The 20,025-nt window shown below is 41.5% G+C and carries 24 protein-coding genes, 1 tRNA gene and 1 other annotated feature; of the genes, 19 read left to right on the forward strand and 6 right to left on the reverse strand.

The window, feature by feature from the left end:
• Positions 1-12: 12 nt before the first annotated feature.
• The gene (locus I8751_RS22715) at positions 13-900 is read right to left on the reverse strand and encodes an ABC transporter permease (RefSeq protein ID WP_214441362.1); all 888 of its coding nucleotides are present in this window, start codon (positions 898-900) and stop codon (positions 13-15) included.
• 137 nt (positions 901-1,037) lie between these two features.
• Entirely contained in the window at positions 1,038-2,057 is a 1,020-nt protein-coding gene (locus tag I8751_RS22720) for an ABC transporter ATP-binding protein (protein ID WP_214441363.1), read from the reverse strand.
• A gap of 240 nt (positions 2,058-2,297) precedes the next feature.
• Between I8751_RS22720 and grxC the strand changes: the two genes are divergently transcribed.
• From grxC to I8751_RS22735, 3 genes are all read left to right on the forward strand, one after another.
• On the forward strand, positions 2,298-2,612 hold the full coding sequence (grxC, locus tag I8751_RS22725) for a glutaredoxin 3 (RefSeq protein WP_214441364.1): 315 nt from the start codon (positions 2,298-2,300) through the stop codon (positions 2,610-2,612).
• Positions 2,613-2,804: 192 nt separating this feature from the next.
• Positions 2,805-3,305: a tRNA adenosine(34) deaminase TadA gene (gene tadA / locus I8751_RS22730; protein WP_214441365.1), complete on the forward strand. Its 501-nt coding sequence runs from the start codon at positions 2,805-2,807 to the stop codon at positions 3,303-3,305.
• A gap of 98 nt (positions 3,306-3,403) precedes the next feature.
• Positions 3,404-4,174, forward strand: a complete 771-nt coding sequence (locus I8751_RS22735; protein WP_214441366.1) for a lysophospholipid acyltransferase family protein — start codon at positions 3,404-3,406, stop codon at positions 4,172-4,174.
• 92 nt (positions 4,175-4,266) lie between these two features.
• Here I8751_RS22735 and I8751_RS22740 read toward each other — a convergent pair whose 3' ends face one another.
• On the reverse strand, positions 4,267-6,366 hold the full coding sequence (locus I8751_RS22740; RefSeq protein ID WP_214441367.1) for a S8 family serine peptidase: 2,100 nt from the start codon (positions 6,364-6,366) through the stop codon (positions 4,267-4,269).
• Between the two features lie 176 nt (positions 6,367-6,542).
• Here I8751_RS22740 and I8751_RS22745 point away from each other — a divergent pair, with 176 nt between their 5' ends.
• The 3 genes from I8751_RS22745 (at position 6,543) to grxD (ending at position 7,998) form a co-directional block, all read left to right on the forward strand.
• Positions 6,543-7,148, forward strand: coding sequence for a hypothetical protein (locus I8751_RS22745; protein ID WP_214441368.1), 606 nt, complete (start codon positions 6,543-6,545; stop codon positions 7,146-7,148).
• 178 nt (positions 7,149-7,326) lie between these two features.
• Entirely contained in the window at positions 7,327-7,584 is a 258-nt protein-coding gene (locus I8751_RS22750; RefSeq protein ID WP_214441369.1) for a BolA family protein, read from the forward strand.
• Positions 7,585-7,674: 90 nt separating this feature from the next.
• A complete protein-coding gene (gene grxD / locus I8751_RS22755) occupies positions 7,675-7,998 on the forward strand; it encodes a Grx4 family monothiol glutaredoxin (RefSeq protein ID WP_214441370.1) in 324 nt (107 codons plus the stop codon).
• Positions 7,999-8,311: 313 nt separating this feature from the next.
• Here the strand turns inward: grxD and I8751_RS22760 are convergent, their stop codons facing one another.
• On the reverse strand, positions 8,312-9,256 hold the full coding sequence (locus tag I8751_RS22760; protein WP_214441371.1) for a glycosyltransferase family 2 protein: 945 nt from the start codon (positions 9,254-9,256) through the stop codon (positions 8,312-8,314).
• A 150-nt stretch (positions 9,257-9,406) separates the two neighbouring features.
• Here I8751_RS22760 and rplS point away from each other — a divergent pair, with 150 nt between their 5' ends.
• The 11 genes from rplS to I8751_RS22815 all read left to right on the forward strand — a co-directional run bounded on the left by rplS (position 9,407) and on the right by I8751_RS22815 (position 16,060).
• A complete protein-coding gene (gene rplS / locus I8751_RS22765) occupies positions 9,407-9,769 on the forward strand; it encodes a 50S ribosomal protein L19 (protein WP_214441372.1) in 363 nt (120 codons plus the stop codon).
• 150 nt (positions 9,770-9,919) lie between these two features.
• Positions 9,920-9,992: transfer RNA gene (locus I8751_RS22770), tRNA-Trp, on the forward strand.
• A gap of 196 nt (positions 9,993-10,188) precedes the next feature.
• Positions 10,189-10,410, forward strand: a complete 222-nt coding sequence (secE, locus tag I8751_RS22775) for a preprotein translocase subunit SecE (RefSeq protein ID WP_214441373.1) — start codon at positions 10,189-10,191, stop codon at positions 10,408-10,410.
• Positions 10,410-11,042, forward strand: a complete 633-nt coding sequence (gene nusG / locus I8751_RS22780; RefSeq protein WP_214441374.1) for a transcription termination/antitermination protein NusG — start codon at positions 10,410-10,412, stop codon at positions 11,040-11,042. The genes secE and nusG overlap by 1 nt, the downstream gene beginning before the upstream one ends.
• 6 nt (positions 11,043-11,048) lie before the next feature.
• The gene (rplK, locus tag I8751_RS22785) at positions 11,049-11,474 is read left to right on the forward strand and encodes a 50S ribosomal protein L11 (RefSeq protein WP_214441375.1); all 426 of its coding nucleotides are present in this window, start codon (positions 11,049-11,051) and stop codon (positions 11,472-11,474) included.
• Positions 11,475-11,606: 132 nt separating this feature from the next.
• Complete coding sequence (gene rplA, locus I8751_RS22790) at positions 11,607-12,323, forward strand: 50S ribosomal protein L1 (RefSeq protein WP_214441376.1); 717 nt, start codon at positions 11,607-11,609, stop codon at positions 12,321-12,323.
• A 74-nt stretch (positions 12,324-12,397) separates the two neighbouring features.
• Positions 12,398-12,562 (forward strand) — a sequence feature (ribosomal protein L10 leader region).
• Between the two features lie 62 nt (positions 12,563-12,624).
• The gene (rplJ, locus tag I8751_RS22795; protein WP_214441377.1) at positions 12,625-13,188 is read left to right on the forward strand and encodes a 50S ribosomal protein L10; all 564 of its coding nucleotides are present in this window, start codon (positions 12,625-12,627) and stop codon (positions 13,186-13,188) included.
• A 96-nt stretch (positions 13,189-13,284) separates the two neighbouring features.
• Entirely contained in the window at positions 13,285-13,674 is a 390-nt protein-coding gene (rplL, locus tag I8751_RS22800) for a 50S ribosomal protein L7/L12 (protein ID WP_214441378.1), read from the forward strand.
• A 163-nt stretch (positions 13,675-13,837) separates the two neighbouring features.
• Positions 13,838-14,476 (forward strand): lysophospholipid acyltransferase family protein, encoded by a 639-nt coding sequence (locus I8751_RS22805; protein WP_214441379.1) that lies wholly within the window; start codon positions 13,838-13,840, stop codon positions 14,474-14,476.
• Positions 14,477-14,625: 149 nt separating this feature from the next.
• A complete protein-coding gene (locus I8751_RS22810; protein WP_214441380.1) occupies positions 14,626-15,663 on the forward strand; it encodes an AI-2E family transporter in 1,038 nt (345 codons plus the stop codon).
• An 82-nt stretch (positions 15,664-15,745) separates the two neighbouring features.
• Positions 15,746-16,060: a DUF2288 domain-containing protein gene (locus tag I8751_RS22815; protein ID WP_214441381.1), complete on the forward strand. Its 315-nt coding sequence runs from the start codon at positions 15,746-15,748 to the stop codon at positions 16,058-16,060.
• Between the two features lie 216 nt (positions 16,061-16,276).
• On the opposite strand, the gene I8751_RS22820 is transcribed toward I8751_RS22815, so the two are convergent.
• Positions 16,277-16,807, reverse strand: a complete 531-nt coding sequence (locus I8751_RS22820; RefSeq protein ID WP_214441382.1) for a YdcF family protein — start codon at positions 16,805-16,807, stop codon at positions 16,277-16,279.
• Positions 16,808-17,332: 525 nt separating this feature from the next.
• Between I8751_RS22820 and I8751_RS30510 the strand changes: the two genes are divergently transcribed.
• Positions 17,333-17,809 carry an HNH endonuclease gene (locus I8751_RS30510; protein WP_225894357.1) on the forward strand — a complete coding sequence of 159 codons (477 nt, stop codon included), beginning with the start codon at positions 17,333-17,335 and terminating at the stop codon, positions 17,807-17,809.
• Positions 17,810-17,919: 110 nt separating this feature from the next.
• On the opposite strand, the gene I8751_RS22830 is transcribed toward I8751_RS30510, so the two are convergent.
• Positions 17,920-19,017, reverse strand: coding sequence for a tocopherol cyclase family protein (locus tag I8751_RS22830; protein ID WP_214441485.1), 1,098 nt, complete (start codon positions 19,015-19,017; stop codon positions 17,920-17,922).
• A 27-nt stretch (positions 19,018-19,044) separates the two neighbouring features.
• On the opposite strand from I8751_RS22830, the gene I8751_RS22835 reads away from it, so the two are divergent.
• The gene (locus tag I8751_RS22835; RefSeq protein WP_214441486.1) at positions 19,045-19,692 is read left to right on the forward strand and encodes a J domain-containing protein; all 648 of its coding nucleotides are present in this window, start codon (positions 19,045-19,047) and stop codon (positions 19,690-19,692) included.
• The last annotated feature ends 333 nt before the right edge of the window (positions 19,693-20,025 follow it).

Here is a 20,025-nt window from a genome sequence, read left to right on the forward strand (position 1 = left end):
TTCTGTTTTATCTTAAGCAAGAGTTCGTCGCAATTGGGGTTGAATACTGAGCAAGGCAACAATGGCAAAGCCAAGCAATACCAGCAACGCTCCGCCAAAGGTAACGTCACCCCAAAAAGCCTGCATCACTACACTATTTAATCCCCAATTGCTATGAAGATAAAGATAGCGAATTGGTTCAATGGCGTAGCTCAGAGGATTAAGAGTAGCTACAACCTGTAACCACTTGGGCATGAAGGATAAAGGAGCCAAAGCGGTACTGGCAAATAGTAGCGGCAAATTGGTAACAAAAATCACTGCAATCAGTTCAATGTGCCCAGGTAGGGCAAAAGCCAAGCCAAGAGAAATAGCAGTTACACCCAAAGCTAGGAGAAAAACAATTAGGGCGATCGCACCTAAACCCGCCGCATCCGGTAGACCAGCACCTAAAAATGCTGCTGCGGCTACAATCACAGCTGCTTGCAACAAACTTTGACTAATAATAAAGATTGCTGAAGCAAAGACAATTGAAAATCGCGACGCTAAAGGAGCCACCAGCAACCGATTTAAAAATCCAAACTCACGGTCAAACATCACAGGCAAACCAGCATTTAGTGCCCCAGCAAAAGCTGTAAACACAATTACACCAGCAGCCAAAAACTGACCGTAATTTGTAGTACTACCAAATAAACCCTTGGGTGCATTTTGGAACAAAGCACCAAATAGTACCAACCACATCACCGGCTGAATAATTCCCGCAACTAATGTTGAGGGACGGCGTTGCAACTGAATAAACAAGCGCCGAGTTAAAGCCAGTGTCTCTTGTACTAATTCACCAAAAAAACTGGGGGCAGTATTAGCATCTACTGGAGGCGATGCTAGTTGCTGCCAATTCAGATCAGATTTAGGAGTAACGCTCATAATATTAGGGGTTAGGGGTTAGGGATTAGGGATTAGGGACTAGGGATTAGGGACTAGGGACTAAGTTGATTTTTAAACTTTATTCTCTATCACCTATTTATTATTTAATCCCTAGCCTCTAGCCCCTAGCCTCTTCTTCATCTCATATTCTGTTTCTTTTCGGCTTTGGGATCGCGGGTAGCAACTGCTGCTAATTCGGCATCCATTAAGGTGCGTCCTGTAGCAGCGAGGTAAACGTCATCCAGGCTAGGGCGAGATTGAGCGATGCCAAAAATGGGTAAATTGGCAGCATTCAATGCTTGCTGGATGGTAATCAAGGCATCATTTTGGGGGGTCACTACCAAGTTGAGGGAGTTACCTTGAGCGCTATTGATAATTACTTCTTGCACAAACGGTAAAGCTTGCAGCAGGTCTTTGGCTTTTTCGGCTTCTTCACTAGGCGAAAACTCACGAATTCGCAAAGTGATGCGATCGCCCCCTACTTGATCTTTTAACTGTGAAGGTGTCCCCGCTGCAATTACAACGCCGCGATCAATAATTGCCACGCGATCGGCTAGGGCATCAATCTCTTCTAAATAATGGCTGGTAATTACCACCGTTGTGCCAGATGCGCGTAGTTTTCGCAGGAAATCCCACACTACAAAACGGCTTTCTATATCAAGTCCCACGGTTGGCTCGTCCAATACCAGTACGTCTGGTGCATGGAGTAAACCCGCAGCTAAATCTAGGCGTTTGCGTAAACCGCCAGAGTAAGTCCCGGTTTTTTTATTGGCGTATTCTTGCAAACCAAGTAAATTTAATACCGTGTCAATCCGCTGTTTGGCGATCGCTTTTGGCAGATGATAAAGTGCTGCTTGCAATTGCAGTAGTTCTCGTCCTGTTAGTACCTTATCGGGAGCAACTTCCTGAGCTACATAGCCTAAGCGTTGTCTGGCGAGTTTAGGATTATCCAACACAGAAATACCAGATACTTCAATTTTGCCAGCATCCGGTGTGGTGAGAGTACACAAGGCACGCAAAGTAGTAGTTTTTCCCGCACCGTTGGGGCCAAGTAGACCAAAGATTTCTCCTGGTTCGACCTGAAAGGAAACGTCCTTTACGGCGACCACCGTGCCATAGTGCTTTTGCAGATTTTGAATTAAAACGGCGGGAGCCATGACAGCTTATCCCTAACGATACAAATCTCAACAAAGTCTATTCTTATTGTAAGAGTTAGGAGCTAAGAGTGATGAATTTAAACTGGATTAATTGATAAAAGTTACCTCTAATACCATTTTGCAGTGGCTTTTAACTATCAACTCCTGTAGGCAATCAAGATCAATATTTTGGTAGTCTTAACATCGTTTTTGATTCATGATCTAGGCTAGAGATAATTCACAAAAACCAATAATAAAATTATGTTTGATTTCCTCAACCCTCTTCTAGGTCGTCATCCAGAACGCGTCAATGCTAATGTTGAAATCTATACATGGCAAACTTGCCCTTACTGCATCCGAGCTAAGATGCTGCTGTGGTGGAAGGGTGTAAACTTTACAGAATATAAAATCGATGGTGACGCAGCAGCCAGAGCCAAAATGGCAGAACGTGCGAACGGGAGACGCACAGTACCTCAAATTTTTATTAATAACCAGCACATTGGTGGGTGTGATGACCTTTATCAGCTAGATACAAAAGCTCAACTCGAGCCTCTTTTATCCCAGCCAGCTGTTTAAAAATATACCTTACAACAAGATCCCCGACTTCTCAAAGAAGTCGGGGATCTGAGCCTATCAATTTTCACAAATTAAATAAAATTGCTACAAGTGGAAATTAATTTTTCGTAGTAAGGACTTTAGTCCTTTCAAAAACTAAGGACTGAAGTCCTTACTACGAACCTACCAGAACTTTTACAATTAAAATCCCAAATGGTATTAATTGAATACCCAGAATATCTGAGACACCGACAATGGATGAATCATGCTCTAGAGTTAGCACAAACCGCAGGTGATGCAGGTGAAGTTCCTGTAGGTGCTGCGATCGCTGATGTAAATGGAAACTTAATTGCGGAGGGCGAAAATAGAAAAGAACGCGACAAAGACCCTACAGCTCACGCAGAAATTATTGCAATTAGGTCAGCTGCTAAAACCTTACAAAGTTGGCGTTTGCATGAATGCACGCTGTACGTAACTTTAGAACCTTGCCCGATGTGCGCGGGTGCGATTGTACAAGCACGTTTAGGAATGCTTGTCTATGGAGTAGACGATACAAAAACTGGAGCTATCCGTACTGTTATCAACATTCCTGATAGTTCTGCTTCTAATCACCGCCTGCGTGTTGTCGGAGGCATTCTAGAATCATCTTGTCGTCAACAGTTACAAGCTTGGTTTGCTACTAAGCGGCATCAGAAAACTAACGGACAAAGATAAAACTGTCCAGTACCAGGGACACAACTCATAAAAGAAAATCTACGGTGTAAGTAACTAAGTTTTCGTTGTATTCTACCGGACAATCAGCAGCTACCGTCATGATAGAGTTTTACTCTTCCGTTCCCAACTCCCCAGAAAAATTAGCCCAAACTCAAGCAAGTTATCAGGTTGCTGATACTACCTCGCGGGTTTCTCCTTGGTTAAGTCCTTTAGCGTATCTATTAGGTCGTCATCTTCTTTTACCATTCTTCTTTCGACAAATTAAAATTACCGGACAAAAAAATATTCCTGTAACTGGCCCTATTATTCTTGCTCCTACTCATCGGGCACGTTGGGATGGATTGCTTGTACCCTACACTACTGTTGATTACATAGCAGGAAAAGATTTGCGGTTCATGGTGACAATTGATGAATGCCAAGGATTACAAGGTTGGTTCGTCCGACGTTTGGGGGGGTTTCCTGTAGATTCTAGACATCCATCTATTCGTACTCTACGGCATGGAGTAGAGTTACTTCAGCAGAGAAAAGCCTTGGTAATTTTTCCTGAAGGTAATATCTACCGCGATGGTAAAGTTCATCCTTTGAAGTCAGGAATTGCCCGCCTGTCTTTGAGTGCTGAGTTTAGCCATCCAGGATTAGGAGTTAAAATTCTCCCTATTGGCATTAATTACAGTCGGCCTTATCCTCACTGGGGTACGGATGTGAATATTCACGTTGGATCTGCAATTAATGTGGCAGATTACACGAATGGCAAAGTCAAACAAAATGCCAAACGCCTGACAGAAGATTTAACAAAAGTGTTGCAACAATTAAGTCATCAAGAATCAAAAATTAGTCATCATGCATTTGCAGAAATTCCTAATTCTTAATTTTATTTACGCTACGCGGGTCAGTTGTCGGTTGTCAGTTGTCAGTTGTTTTTGATCTGGTTTGATACCTCATCCCTTTGTTAGTGGTGTTACTAATAACTAATAACTAATTCCCAACTATTTAATTTCCCTACATCTTGTGATGCATAGTCAATTATCCATAAATGCCAGCGTCCTTGAATTGGAAGAGATAGCAACTGCTTGAGGATTGGATGCGATCGCACGGTATGTGTTGTTTGCAAATCAGTACGTCGTCCCAAGGTACGATTTTGTAACAATACCTGCTGATTATTGGGAGCTATTAAATAAATTTCTAAATCGCCTAAAAAATCGTGAGTGATGTTAACTGTTACCTGAATATCTTTAACAGTACTGCCTTGAGAAATAGCGATCGCACTTTTGATACCCTGTTTGTTATTATCTGGAATTTCTAGCTGGCTATTATTTTTGACCTGTACTTGTTGATTGGTCTGTGATATCACTCCTTTTAGCTGCTGTGCTGTTTGCACTGCCTTAGCCGCATTGACTTTGCCATAACCAAACCATTGGGAATGTCCATTACCATCGTAAGCACCTCCACGCAAACCCAATTGAGGATCAGGGTCAGAGTCTACAATCTTATCCGCTGTTTCTTGCAAAATGCGTTTGACTTGTTGTGCCGTTAAATCAGGATTTGCGGATAAAATTAGTGCTGCTACTCCCGCAACTACAGGAGTAGCGCTAGATGTGCCGCCAAAATTATTGGTAAAATTGCCTGGATCGTAGCCTGCGGCTCCTATTTGATCAGTAGTTAACATTCCTAATCCATTTAGAGAAGTAGCGATCGCAGGTTGAGTAAAAACAAAACCTTTTTCTTGAAACGACATACCAGGAGAAGCATTGTTGCTAGGGGCACATAACGCAATATTAGCTCCCCAATTACTATAAGCAGCTTTCTTATTTAAACTAGTAGAAGCAGCGATCGCCATCACATCTGGATGTACCGAGAAACCACTTAACCAATCTGTATTACCTTTTAAAATATTTTCTGGCCAATTGCGTTCATAGATGCTACCGTTAACCGGACGATTGGCATTACCCGCAGCAAATACAATTACACAACCTTTCCCGTTGCGTCCTTTCGTTGCAGTGCGGTTGATAGCAGCCTTTTGACGCAAAGACAAAGGAAAATAAACCGCAGAAGCTCCCCAACTGCAAGAAATGACACTAGCTCCCTTGTCTATTGCCCAGTTGAATATCTCCTCAATTGATACATCATCCAAAAACCCAGTGCTACGAATTGGCATCAAAGCGCAACCAGGAGCCACTCCCACAATTCCTGTACCATTTTCTTCTGCTAGGACTATACCTGCACAAGCTGTACCATGACTATTCTCTTGTCCATTAGGCAACGGTAAAAAGTCATTTTCTTTTAAGTCTCTTGGAGCAACAATTTTTCCAGTACCTTGAAAATCTGGGTGGTTCAAATCAAAAGAATCATCTACTACTGCCACAACTACAGAACGTACACCGCGAGTAATATCCCAAGCTTTTTCTACAAAAATATGAGAACCAACTGCTAACTGATTACCGCCGTTGTGGTTGAGATACCATTGCTGGGGATAAAGAGAATCACGGGGTTGATAATGTGGCTCACTTTGGATAAGGATATTAGGTTCAGCAACTAATACTTCTTTGAGTCCTTGTAATTGGTTGGTGATTTTGATGGGATTTTCTGTTGCTTGCTTGCTGACTAGAAATACAAAAGTATTCGGAATACCCAAAACTGGTTTTTCCTGAACTAAGCTAAATGTGGTTGATATGGTGTTAATTTCGGCAACATCTACCTTAGAAATAAATTGAATTGTGATTTGGTCATTGAGGTAAACGAACGTTCCTGGATGATTTTTGAGGGTGTAAACATGACTGGCAAAAGCAACATTTTGGGCAGCGCGTGCTTGGGACATCGCCAGGTCTAATTGGGTAGGTGCAACCGTAAATAATTCGAGTTGGGCTTGGGGAATACTTTGCTGCCAAATGCCCCAACTAACCTGAGATAATTGTTGGCGAGGAAAATCGATAGTGGGACGGATGGTGAAGCGGTCTAAAGCCTTTTCTAAAATTAATTCTTCACCACCGCGTTGTAAAATTACTCCCAAGCTGCTTTCTGGTACACCTGTGGTTGGCAAATCAGAGGAATTAAGATCGTTCATAGGAGGGAGCGATTGTAGTTTAGGATGCAGAGGCAATGGGAACTCAATTAAACCGATTTTCAGTCTAAATCACAGAAACTTCAGTGTGTAGCTTCGCTTTGTTAAAGACAAGAACAGAGTTAAGATACCCGAAGTTTGCATTCCTTTTGTATATATTTGTCGCATTAATTTACCTCATGAACATTGCTGCTGCTGCTCCTTTAATTCGCTTCACTTCCTTATCAGTCATAGCAGTCCTCAGTCTGCTATCGCCTGTCAATGCTCAGATGCCCCAGTTACCAGGTACTACTAACCAACCACAACCAATTGACCCCAACGACCCCAATAATTTACGTCCTACAGCCCAAAATAACAGCCTATTGAGCCTTGAGGGTGGGGAACGTCTCATGAAAGAGGCGAGTCAAGCCGTTTCTGCTCAAAACTACCCCTTAGCAGCAAAAAAGCTCCAAGAATCACGTCAGGTTTTTAATCAGTTATCTAATTTTTATCAAGAATTAAATGCCAGCTTTACGGGAATTGACAACAGAGTTTCTGATTCTCAACGTAAAAAGGCGTTAGAAACCGCCCAAAAGCGAGACGAAGCTACTTATCAGTTAGCACTAGTACATCGAGCGCAAAATCAGCCAGAATTAGCCGTACCATTGTTAATTCAAATTATTAGGAGTCAAAACCCGACAAGAGATTTAGGTAAGAAGGCTTATCAACAATTATTTGAACTGGGTTTCGTGGATACACCTTATCCCAGACAAGGTAGTAGCTCCTCTCCTTCAACCCAAAAATAGTCAACTCTCCCTAGCTTACCAGTGTTAGGATAAGATGATCGCTCACAGGTTTATCAAGCGATCGCCAAAATACGCCTCAAAGGCGGTTTATTCTCAGATTTGCTAAAACCTGAAATTGGCAAAGGCATCTGCTCTATATCTGTTAATAATAGAAAAGTAAGTTTTTTCAGGAATTGCGATGATTAGTCCGCAGCAGGTTGAGGCAATGATCAAGGCGGGACTGCCAGATGCACAAGTTCAGGTGCAGGACTTGACTGGTGGCGGCGACCACTATCAGGTGACAGTAGTTTCATCGCAGTTTGCAGGCAAAGGACTGGTGCAACAACACCAGCTAGTTTATGGTGCGTTGCAGCAAGCTGTGTCAACTGAAGCAATTCATGCCTTGGCTGTAAAAACATATACTCCCGAAGCTTGGAAAGCAACAGCCGCTTCCTAAAGTTAAGAGTTAAGAGTTAAGAGTTATGAATTTTTAACTCTTCACTCATCGCTACTCGCTCTTTAATTCAGAATAGGAAACAAAAAGACTATGACACCAGAAACTAAAGAGAAAATTGATAACTTGTTACAACAAAACAAGATTATGGTTTTCATGAAGGGAAACAAGTTGATGCCTCAATGTGGTTTCTCCAACAATGTTGTGCAGATTCTCAACACATTGGGAGTCCCTTTTGAGACGATTGATGTTTTATCAGACCCTGAAATTCGTCAGGGAATTAAAGAATATTCCAGCTGGCCGACAATTCCACAAGTTTATATTGATGGTCAATTCGTTGGCGGTTCTGACATCTTGATTGAACTTTACCAAAAAGGTGAATTGCAGCAAATGGTGGAAGTAGCCCTAGCTTCGTAGTATCTGCAATTTTTCTAGTTTTTATCGCCCTTGAAACTAAGGATGCTGATAGCATCCTTAGTTTCAAGGGTTTTTTATATATTAAGGTTACAAGTAAAATTGTCAGCCACGTAGCCCTTAACCTTTACCTTTAGAGACTATTTATAAAGTGAATTTTAAGTAGGGTATGTTAAGGTTTTAGCCTAACGCACATTATTATGTGATGGTGCGTTAGGCACTTAAATTTCCCTTTTCGTGACCAATCATATCGAATATATGCGCAATAACATACCCTTGTATCTTAAGCAAAGTGTCCGTGACATAGGAAGGCTATTTAATACTCAATCAATACAAATTTACGAATTTGAGAATTGGAGATTTGAGATTTACGCGAGAACATAGCGGTCACTAAAAGCCGCCAAGCAAAAACAGAAAAGAAAGATTTATCTAACATTGAGACAAAGCTTTGAAAGTTTTTTTGCTTTAATGCTACTAAAGCCCAATGTAGTTGTAGGTAATTTTTAATATTCTCAAGTGTAGGGACATGAGGGCGATGGCTTTCATCAATTAATCTATATATCTTTTCTTTCATTAAAATATTTGTCTCTAAGCGTTGAATTAAAGAAAACTTCTGATTATAAGCACCAGGCCAAATAGTACGGTAGGCAAGGCACTGATTTATAAAAATGGCATGACCAAACTGAGCAATGCGAATCCAAGAATCAATATCATCACAATTAGCATCAAGTTGAGAATCCCAACCGCCAGTTTGGCAAAAAGCTTGCCGTTGACAAGCTACTTGTACGGGTGTACCAAAAGGCACTAATTCCAAGAGCATCCCATAGTGAATATCTGTTTGTGGGATATAACAAGCTAAACCAGGCCCCACTTGAGGGGTACGGCTCAATTCAACTTCATCAACATTTACTTGAGCAGCAATACAAGAGCAAATGACAGCACCAGGACAAAGTGCGATCGCTTTTGCCATTTCTGCTAGACAGTTACTATCTAAGTAGTCATCATCATCCAAAAATTTAATCCAGTCGCCGCTGGCTTTTTGCACTCCTGCATTCACTGTCGCTGCATGACCTTTGTTAACTTCATTACGATGGTAAACAACAGACTCACCTAAGCTTCTGACATAGTTTTCGGTATCCTCTGTTGAACAGTCATCAGCAACAACTACCTCACAAGGAATTGTCTGATTGAGCGCAGAATCAATTGCTCGGCGGAGTAAATCTAAGCGGTTATAAGTACTAATGACGACGCTAAATTTCATAAATATTACACTTGCATCTCAATCTTTTGCAATATAGCTTCTATTACTGCCCTGCTGTATCGGTAAAATTCTCAATATTTAAATTCAGTAGACTGAAACCGGATGATCGATTTATGATAAATGATTGTGAGTTTTTAAAACATACAGATCATGAGCGCTCAAGAGATCATCGCTTCGATTGAAGCGGAACAACTAAAATCCAATCTTCCCCTAATTTACGTGGGTGACACTGTAAGAGTCGGGGTGAAAATTAAAGAAGGCGAAAAATATCGTGTACAACCCTATGAAGGAGTCGTCATTGGCAAACGTAATGGCGGTATTAACGAAACTATTACAGTTCGTCGTGTATTTCAAGGCGTGGGCGTAGAACGAGTATTTTTGTTGCATTCTCCCCGGATTGACAATATCAAAGTCTTGCGTCGTGGTAAAGTACGGCGTGCTAAGCTATATTATCTGCGCGATCGCGTAGGTAAAGCTACCCGGATCAAGCAACGGTTTGACCGTTCTTTGTGATTTTATGTTCAGGGTAGGGGAGAAATCCCTAATAAACAAGAAGCGGCATTTGCCGCTATTTGTTCTCTAGACAAAAATAGGGTAGTATAGAAGTCGCGTTGCGTTAAACTAATAAAGTTCAGCGCAATAACTGAATCCAATCCAGCTTGTGCGCTCTTAGTTCAGTTGGTAGAACGCAGGTCTCCAAAACCTGATGTCGGGGGTTCAAGTCCTCCAGGGCGCGCTAGGAAGCAAAAAATACAGCCCGGAACAGTAGCACAACTGCTAACATAGCAGTTAGTGCTAATGATTTCGGGTATAATTATTTTGATAATATTTACAGCTTTTTTGCTTCCAGTAAGTAGGATGGATTTGAAGCTGTAAACCTGAGCGCGAATTAGCAGGGTATAGCTCTATAAGAAACGGGGAGATTAACGACTGTGGCCAAAAAAAATGAAGCAGAAATGCCAGAAACCACAAATGGGTTTAACTTTGTCAACTTCTTTCAGGGAACTAGAGAAGAACTGGAGAAAGTAGTTTGGCCCAGTCGCAAGCAGTTGGTGAGTGAATCAGCGGCTGTATTGCTCATGGTGACACTCTCCGCTTCTTTGATTTATTTGGTCGATGGATTTTTTGCTTGGGCCGCAAAACAGGTGTTTTGATGACTTCCGCAACAGACGAACCACTTAACTCGGCTTTGCAGTCAGAGGAAACAGCAGAAACAGCGCTCAACGAAGCACGCTGGTATGCAGTGCAAGTAGCCTCAGGCTGTGAAAAACGTGTCAAGACAAACTTAGAACAACGTATCCAAACGTTTGATGTCGCTGACAAAATCATTCAGGTGGAAATTCCACACACGCCAGCGGTAAAAATCCGCAAAGATGGTAGCCGTCAGCACACAGAGGAAAAAGTTTTTCCTGGCTATGTGTTAGTACGGATGGTAATGGATGATGATTCTTGGCAGGTGGTACGAAACACCTCCCATGTAATTAACTTTGTGGGAGCAGAACAAAAACGTGGTAGCGCTAAGGGTCGTGGTCACGTAAAACCTGTACCTCTGGGCCACTCAGAAGTAGAACGGATATTCAAACAGACTACTGAACAAGAGCCGATTGTCAAAATTGACATGGCTACTGGTGATAAAATCATGGTGCTTTCTGGTCCATTTAAAGACTTTGAAGGCGAGGTGATTGAAGTCAGCCCAGAGCGCAGTAAGCTTAAAGCCCTGCTCTCGATTTTTGGGCGGGATACACCCGTGGAATTGGAATTTAATCAGGTTGAGAAACAGAGCTAAATACAAATGGCGAAGAAAGTAGTAGCGGTCATTAAATTGGCCTTGAATGCTGGAAAAGCCAACCCAGCACCGCCAGTAGGCCCAGCATTGGGTCAACATGGTGTGAATATTATGATGTTCTGCAAAGAGTACAACGCCAAAACAGCAGACCAAGCTGGGATGGTAATACCTGTAGAAATTTCGGTTTTTGAAGACCGGAGTTTTACATTTGTACTCAAAACGCCACCAGCATCAGTACTGATTCGCAAGGCAGCGAAAATTGAACGCGGTTCTAATGAACCCAACAAAAAGAAAGTTGGGACAATTACCAAAGCCCAATTGCAAGAAATTGCCCAAACAAAAATGCCTGACCTCAACGCCAACGATATAGAAGCGGCGATGAAGATTGTGGCAGGAACTGCAAAGAATATGGGTGTAACAGTCACAGATTAATTGGTCATTAGTTATTGGTCATTAGTTCAGTGGTAAAGAAAAAATAAACAACTGACGACTAACAACTGACAACTGACAAATAAAATTTATCGGGGGAGAGGCGAAGCTTCGGAATCACCCCAGGAGAAAAAAATGGGAAAAAAAATATCGCGTCGTTTGCAGGCGCTGCAAGAGAAAGTACAAGACAGGGACTATACACCCCTAGAGGCTTTAAACCTCTTAAAAGAGACAGCGACAGCCAAATTTCCTGAAGCCGCTGAAGCCCATATCCGGTTAGGGATTGACCCCAAGTATACAGACCAACAGTTGCGGACAACGGTAGCACTGCCCAAAGGTACAGGACAAATCGTCCGGGTAGCGGTAATCGCTAGAGGCGAAAAAGTTACTGAAGCAAGCAATGCTGGTGCTGATTTGGTTGGTTCAGAAGAACTGATTGATGACATTCAAAAAGGCATGATGGACTTTGACAAGTTAATTGCTACACCGGATGTGATGCCGCAGGTGGCGAAGCTTGGTAAGTTGTTAGGCCCCCGTGGTTTGATGCCATCACCCAAAGGTGGGACAGTAACATTTGATGTAGCAAGTGCGATCGCAGAATTCAAAGCTGGGAAATTAGAGTTCCGGGCTGATCGGACTGGTATTGTCCATGTTATGTTTGGTAAGGCATCCTTCTCGCCTGAAGATTTGTTAATCAACTTGAAGGCGTTGCAAGAAACAATTGACCGTAATCGTCCTTCAGGAGCCAAAGGTCGTTATTGGCGCACAATATATGTGTCTGCCACTATGGGGCCATCGATTAAAGTCGATGTCAGCGCCCTACGGGATTTGAAACTGACCGAAGCAGCTTAACTTTAGTCATTAGTCAGTTGTCAACGGTCAGTGGTAAATAAAAAATAACTGACAACTAACAACTGACAACTAACAAAACAAAATAGGTAAAGCCGGAGACAGCAGGTGCTAATAGCTTAATTTCCTGCCTAGGTTGATGCTCTAAGTTTCTACTACTACCTTTAAAGGTATGACTGTAGCAAGCCAAGAGTATTGCTGCTAAACCCCGGCTAAGATAGCTGGGGTTTGTTGTTTTGAGTTGGTCAGAGCAAGATGCATAAGTAGGGAAATCGATGATTTTGCCCTTGGAGGTAAAACGAGTATGGGTAGAACGCTAGAAAATAAAAAAGAGATAGTAGCTGACCTCAAAGAAACTTTGAGCGAGTCGACTCTAGCACTGGTAATTGACTATCAGGGGCTAACAGTTTCTCAAATCACTGACTTAAGGCGGCGGCTGCGTCCGACTGGCACTGTTTGCAAGGTGACTAAAAACACCTTAATGGGCATTGCCATTGAAGGGGAAGAAAAATGGCAACCGATGTCGGAATTGCTACAAGGTGCTTCTGCCTTTTTGTTGGTCAAAGAAGATTTCTCGTCTGCAATTAAGGCTTATCAAGACTTCCAAAAAGCTACCAAGAAGACAGAACTTCGCGGCGGTGTCATGGAAGGTCGCCTGCTCAAGGAAACTGATGTCAAGGCTCTAGGAGACTTGCCATCTAAGGAACAACTCATGGCTCAAATTGCCGGAGCTATCAATGCTTTGGCCACCAAGATTGCCGTGGGTATCAACGAAGTTCCTGGTTCCTTGGCTCGTGTCTTGCAGGCTGTGGCTGACGAAGAAAAAGATGGTAGTGCTGAAAGTGCTGCTGAAAGTTCAGCTGAATAAATTTGCCAAACCACACAAGATTTTGCCTGCATAAGTTTGCCTTGAAGTGAAACTGATAGTAGGTAGCAAAAAATTTACATTACAGGAGTTATATCAATGTCTGCTGCAACCGATCAAATTTTAGAACAATTGAAATCTTTGTCTTTGTTGGAAGCATCTGAATTAGTCAAGCAAATTGAAGAAGCTTTTGGCGTGAGTGCTGCTGCACCTGTAGGTGGCATGATGATGGCTGCTCCTGCTGCTGCTGCTGCTGCTGAACCAGTAGAAGAGAAGACCGAATTTGACGTAATTTTAGAATCAGTTCCTGCTGATAAGAAGATTGCTGTACTGAAAATTGTACGGGAAATCACTGGTTTAGGTCTGAAAGAAGCAAAAGACTTGGTGGAAGCTGCACCCAAGCCAGTTAAAGAAGCTCTTCCCAAAGATGCCGCTGAAGATGCTAAGAAGCGCATCGAAGAAGCTGGTGGTAAAGTAACTGTGAAATAGTTTAAATTTCACTACCAGTTTTTTGAAAAAGGAGCCTCATTGAGGCTCCTTTTCATTCACATACATTAAAGATGTTTCGTTAAAATTTCGACTGTATTTTGTTATTTGACGAAAAGTGCTGGCGATCGCTTATGCTAAATTCAGTTTTATTAAATTATTTTCTGTGAACAGAAACCGCGAACCGTTTATTAGTCTGGCACTTTACCACGCCTTTAAATGGTCGGTTGTCAGCCCTATGCTTCATGCTTACTTTCGGGGAAAGATTTATGGGGTGGAAAATGTGCCCCAATCTGAACCGCTAGTGGTAGTGAGTAATCATGCTAGTTATTTTGATCCACCAATTGTCTCTAATTGTGTAGGGCGACCAGTGGCATACATGGCTAAAGAAGAGTTATTTGAAATCCCGATTTTAGCCCAAGCAATTAAATTGTATGGCGCTTACCCAGTCAGCAGGGGAAGTGCCGATCGCACTGCCATCCGTTCAGCTCTAGAGTATCTTAATAATGGTTGGGCTGTAGGTGTTTTTTTACAAGGTACTCGTACCCCAGATGGCAGAGTTACAGACCCCAAAAGAGGTGCAGCATTATTGGCAGCCAAAGCACAAGCACCTTTGTTACCAGTAAGTGTATGGGGTACTGAGAAAATTTTAGAAAAAGGCTCGACAATACCTCGTGCAGTTCCCATTACTATCAGGATTGGCAGTGTGATTGCTACCCCCAGTTCAACAAATAAAGAGGAATTGGAGACAGTCACACAAAAATGTACAACAGTAATTAATGAGATGCACGACTTAGGGCGTTGAGTAAGGAAATATGCTTTAGGGGGGTAGCGATCGCCACTTCCCTTCTATAATGTTGGAGATCAACTCACTTTAGCAATAAAGTTAGACTTTGTGCCCAATGATGACTATTAAGCACAATTAATATTTATCTACCTTTTTTTAAACGCAATATGAGCGGCTTTGGAGCCAAGACTATTTGGGATAGATTGAATAATTTGGCGTTAGTCCGTTTTTTGCTATTGGTCGCTTCTGGCTGGGCTATTGTCCAACTTTTGGCTTACTTTGAAGCGGTCATAGTTATTTTTACGTTTGCCACAATTTTGGCTTTTTTGCTCAGCTACCCTGTACAATGGTTGCGGCGTTATTTGCCCCGAAGCATAGCAGTTATTGTGGTTTTTTTGACCAGCGTCATCATGATTGGAAGCCTGATTATCACTGTAGGTTTAGGAGTTTTATCTCAGGGGCAACAATTAATTGATAGTATATCTACTTTTTTAAGTTCTCTAGCACCTCTATTAGAGCAATTAGAACAAATTTTTCAAAAACGTAATCTTCAGATAGATTTAAGTGTAATTGAAGAACAATTACGAAATCAGGCTATATCTTCTCTAGTAACTGGTTTGGCTGTTTTACAACAGTTTCTGACTAATTTTGTGACATTTATTTTAATTTCAGTTGTGGCGTTTTTCATGTTATTGGATGGAGAAAAACTTTGGGATTTCATTCTTCAAATAGTGCCAGCACAACGCCGTGCTAGATTTACTCGTGTACTAAGACGTAGTTTTTTAGGTTTTTTCCGTGGTCAATTATTACTAACTTTATTCTTAACAATTTCAACTTTTATAGTTTTATTTTTATTAAAAGTGCCTTTTGCTTTGATATTATCTTTAATCGTCGGGATACTAGACATAATTCCAGGCATAGGAGCAACATTAGGAGTTAGTACAATCACCTTAGTAGTGTTATCTCAAAATGTCTGGCTTGCATTAAAAGTATTAATAGCTTGTATTGTGCTTCAACAAATACAAGATAATTTAATTGCACCACGAGTTATGCAAGGTGCGCTCAATCTTAATCCTGTGGTGGTATTTTTTTCTTTGTTAATAGGCGCTAGAGTAGCAGGATTATTAGGTATTTTCATCTCTATTCCCATTGCTGGAGTCATTGTATCTTTGTTTGAAATTGACGAGATGAAAGCAGAGGTTTAGTCAAAAAAAGTCTACAGACTCAGTATTTTCAAGATATGGACTAATGTAAAATCAGCCGTAGACAAATAAAAAACGGGAAGTTATGTCGGATTTAAGAGCAGAATTAACAGAAATCCTAGATGAAGCAGAGTGGGATTGGCTAATTCCTCATGTGCAGCGAGATGCGGTAATTGTAGTGGCGCTAGATTTAGATTTGCTAGATGTAGGAGTTGCGATCGCTAGTGATAATATTTCATTAGTGCAACAGTGGATTGATCAGCAATTAATTGCTAAACCTTCAGAAGTACAGATAGGAGAATGGAATAGCTATGCCCTCAGCGGATTAAATGAACGTAGCAAGCGATTTCATACCCTCATCCTACAGCCTTATGTTTTGGTACAAGAAATAGTAGCATGATAAATAATTCGTAATTCGTAATGACGCTTTCTACGAGACGCTAAAAGCGAACGCTGACTCGCTACCGCTACGCTCTAAGCGCAGTTATGCCGCAGGTTTTACCTAATACTCGCTCTTGGCGATAAGCAAGCTACGTAATGAAGCTCACAATTACTAATTACGAATTAGCAGCAAATGCAACGTAGGAACTTAACTTTCGAGTTCTTGGATTGCAATCTAGTACCTGTTTTTACCTTCATTCGCACCAGTGTAACCAGTAGTTACCCAAAGTAAGGCTCTAGCGCCATCACGAATAGATTTTTCTACAGGTTCAGACCGGGTTTCTGAAGGAACTGCTACCGATTGGAATTTAATACCTCGACTACCTAAAACTATCTCACCAATTACACAAGCCCGGCGCATGTGGAAATCTGAAGTAATCAAATAAACGTTTTTAATGCCGCGAGCTTGCAAATCATCGACCAAGGTAGTAAAATTTGTAACAGTATCTACCGCTTCATAATCCAAGTGTAAACGTTCGGGATCAATACCAGCTTTAGCAAACACCTTTTGAGTAGATCTAGGTGGACTTCCTCCAGAAATCCAAATTGGTAGGTTTGGATGCTCGCGTGCAAACTTTGCAGTAAACCTTTCTCGTTCTAGATTTTTTGTTGAACCGCCCAACACTACTACTGCTTGCGGTTGCTTGTATTCGTTTTGTGCTTCTTTTGCTCCCAACCACATTAACAGCGGTAGTGCAAGAATCATAAATCGAAATGATTTACCTGTAAACAATAGATTATTTTTCAAGGCTCTACAATTTCATCTCTAAGACAGGATTTTCTCTGAAAAAATATAAACAACTATGTAAGTTAGCAGATTTTTGGAAAATTTACCCAAGTATTAATTCGTATTTCTCTATTAATGCAAGTATAATCGCGCATTCACGCCATTAATTCTATTTGAGGCATTATCCTACATTAGATCAGAAATTCTTCAAAAACTCTAAATAAATACATAAAAAACTTTGCTATGAGCGCTAAAACACTCACAACAAGCTGTAAGCATGTTTGAAATTCGTCTTTGCTTACTTAGAAAAATACGGGACTGGCCAGATTCGAACCGGCGACCTAGCGCTTCAGATTTGTGTGAGTTTCCCCACTCTCTGGACTATACCTTCACCATAGGTTTTTAGCCGTTAGGTGGTGGCTATCTAGTCTCTACACCTTCTTGAGTCGAACTTTGATCAATATTAAAATTGTTGTTTCGATTCAAGCTTGGCTCGGTATTCCCATGAATTGTCAACACTGTGGTCAAAACACAACCAATCCAATCTTCTGTAGTCGCTCTTGTGCTGCTTCTTATAATAATCAAAAGCATCCTAAAAGGAGTAAACAAAAGAGACTTTGCAAATATTGTGGGATATCAATTGTTGGTAGGAGGACTACGTGCGACACTTGCAATCCCTGTTATGTAGATTGGTCTAGTCTGACTCTTAGTGATATTAGGAGTAAAGCTTTATATCAGTACTCAGCTAGAGTACGTCAAGTTGCCAGAAATATCTATCGTCAATCTGATAAACCTAAGCAATGTGCTGTATGTGGATATGACAAACACTATGAAGTTTGTCATATAAAGCCCATTAAAGACTTTCCAAATAACAGATTTGTTGGTCAGATTAACCATATCGATAATTTGTTAGCTCTTTGCCCTAATCATCATTGGGAGTTGACAACAGGCTTCTTACTCTTTAGGGTTCACCGAATTTAACCACATTCACACACAGAGTTTCCTCTATGGTGCCCGATTATTCAGGAGGCGCTCGCTCTATCCAGCTGAGCTACAGCCCCAAAAAAGTTCTCTGTAGGATTATAGCAGTTTTAGCTAGATTGCCAATAATTATCCCAAGAATCGCCACCTATTTCTAAGCCACAAAGAGAACTTTGTGCTTTCAGGATTGTTTTAGATTGTCTACCACTGATTTTTCGTAGCTCCAAATCTAGCTGTCCTTGCATGGTATCCCGACAACAGAATGAAAGACCATTGTCCGTCGGCGCACGCAGAGGTGTCCCAGGTAGATGCGTAGTTCCTGTTAGCTCGATTTCATGCTTTAAAGAACGTGCTTGCATTTGCCATCTACCCCAAGGCTGAATGTTCCACTTCACTGTTGAGTTCCAGGGAACAAATTCATAAAACTTGCCTTGATAATGCAAGCCAATCATGGCAACCGATTCCATCCACCACAGCACACCGCGCCGTCCACCACCAGCAGTTAATGCCAAATCTGGTTCGTTATCAAAGCTATTACAATTGAGCCAAAACCATTTTTGAGGAAAAGCACCACCCCAATTTTTCTCACCATAAGCTGGGGCGTTAGTGAACTCATAGATTTTGCCATTCCAATCAATCCAACCACTGGCTAAACCGTGAGCCATCAAAATTTGCCATCCAGGTTCAAAAATTTGCAAAAATGAAAGCCAGCCAGCAGTTGATTGCTGAATATTATTTTGGTTCCCCCAAAAGTATACTGGTTGAATTTCATATAACCAACGGCAATAACTATTAGTAGCGCGATCGCAAATTATTCCCTGATTTAATGTGGCTGTAGCTTGATAGCCTTCGTGAATATGACGCTCAAACTCCGCTGGTAAAAGGTACAGCGCTTGGCTATTGAGGTCGGTTTTACCCCAATGACCCAGACCGAGAGCATTTTGACTACCCCAAAATTTTTTTACATCAGGAAAGGTACGGCACAGATATTCATCGTTGGGTCCCAGAACTTGAGCTGCACCCCCACTATAGGGTTTACCGCCGATAGGGTCTTCGATGGAGTACATGAAGGCGAAGGTTTGGCTAATTTCAGGTAAAGTTACGCGATAATACCAACCCTCAAAGAAGCGGCGGCTACTACCATCCCAGTGGTAGCCGCTATGAGGCGTTTGGGATGATTCCAAGAAATTTATGGGAATAGTTAACATGGATTTACATAGTTGCCTATTTCCAGTATGCGCGATCGCCTTGATATCAATCATGCCTATGAAATTCTTGGATTAACACCTGGTGCATCCCAGGTAGAGATAAAGCGGGCTTATCGTCAGCTAGTTAAAACTTGGCATCCTGATCGCTTTGTTGACCAGCAGCAAAAACAAGAAGCTGAGGAAAAAATCAAAAAAATCAACGCCGCTTATAACAAGCTTAAGTCCGAAAATCCATCTCCATCCGAACCTCCATCTGTTGAACATCGGCCTTCGTCGTCAAAACCTACAAATCCTACAAATCCCATCAAAATTTCTGTCAATCGCTGGGATGCGGAAACTTTTTATAACTGGGGAGTTGAGAATGCAACTCAAGGAAGATATTCAGAAGCGATCGCAGACTTTACAAAAGCGATTCGCTTAAATCCTCATTACATTGAAGCATACAAATACCGGGGGTTAGCTTGCTCTCAACTAGGATATGAATATCGAGCCGCTTCAGATTTAAATAAAGCCGCAGAGTTAGAAGGAGAATTTAACACTCAAACAACTGCTTATACATCAGCATACTCAAGACGATCCACTTCATCCAGATATTCACCAAAGTCTAGATCTCTTGCAGGAAAGTTGTGTCAAAAAATTAAAAATTTATTACGGCTAAATCGGCGTTGGCGATGAGATGTAAAGTTTGTAAACTACTCACCATCAAACCTCAAGGGTCTGTTATGGCTTGAACATAATGCACTATTTTGTTTGGTTAATTCACTTTTACTTTATGAATTTATAATATCTACTTCAATAAAAATTAGCTTAATCTTCATAAAATAAGTATTAATTTAACTGAATTTTTATAACTTAAACAGCTGAGATAATTGATTATTAGTTCCTGTACCAAGTAATAGTAGTCCTGCCCCCAGCGCAGCTCCTCAACCACAAACTACAATCATTGAGAGAACCAGAGAAGTACCTGTTCCAGTTCCGCAACAGCAGGTTTCGCCTCCGCCTACATCT

Source organism: Atlanticothrix silvestris CENA357, assembly GCF_016056295.1.
Lineage (GTDB): Bacteria > Cyanobacteriota > Cyanobacteriia > Cyanobacteriales > Nostocaceae > Atlanticothrix > Atlanticothrix silvestris.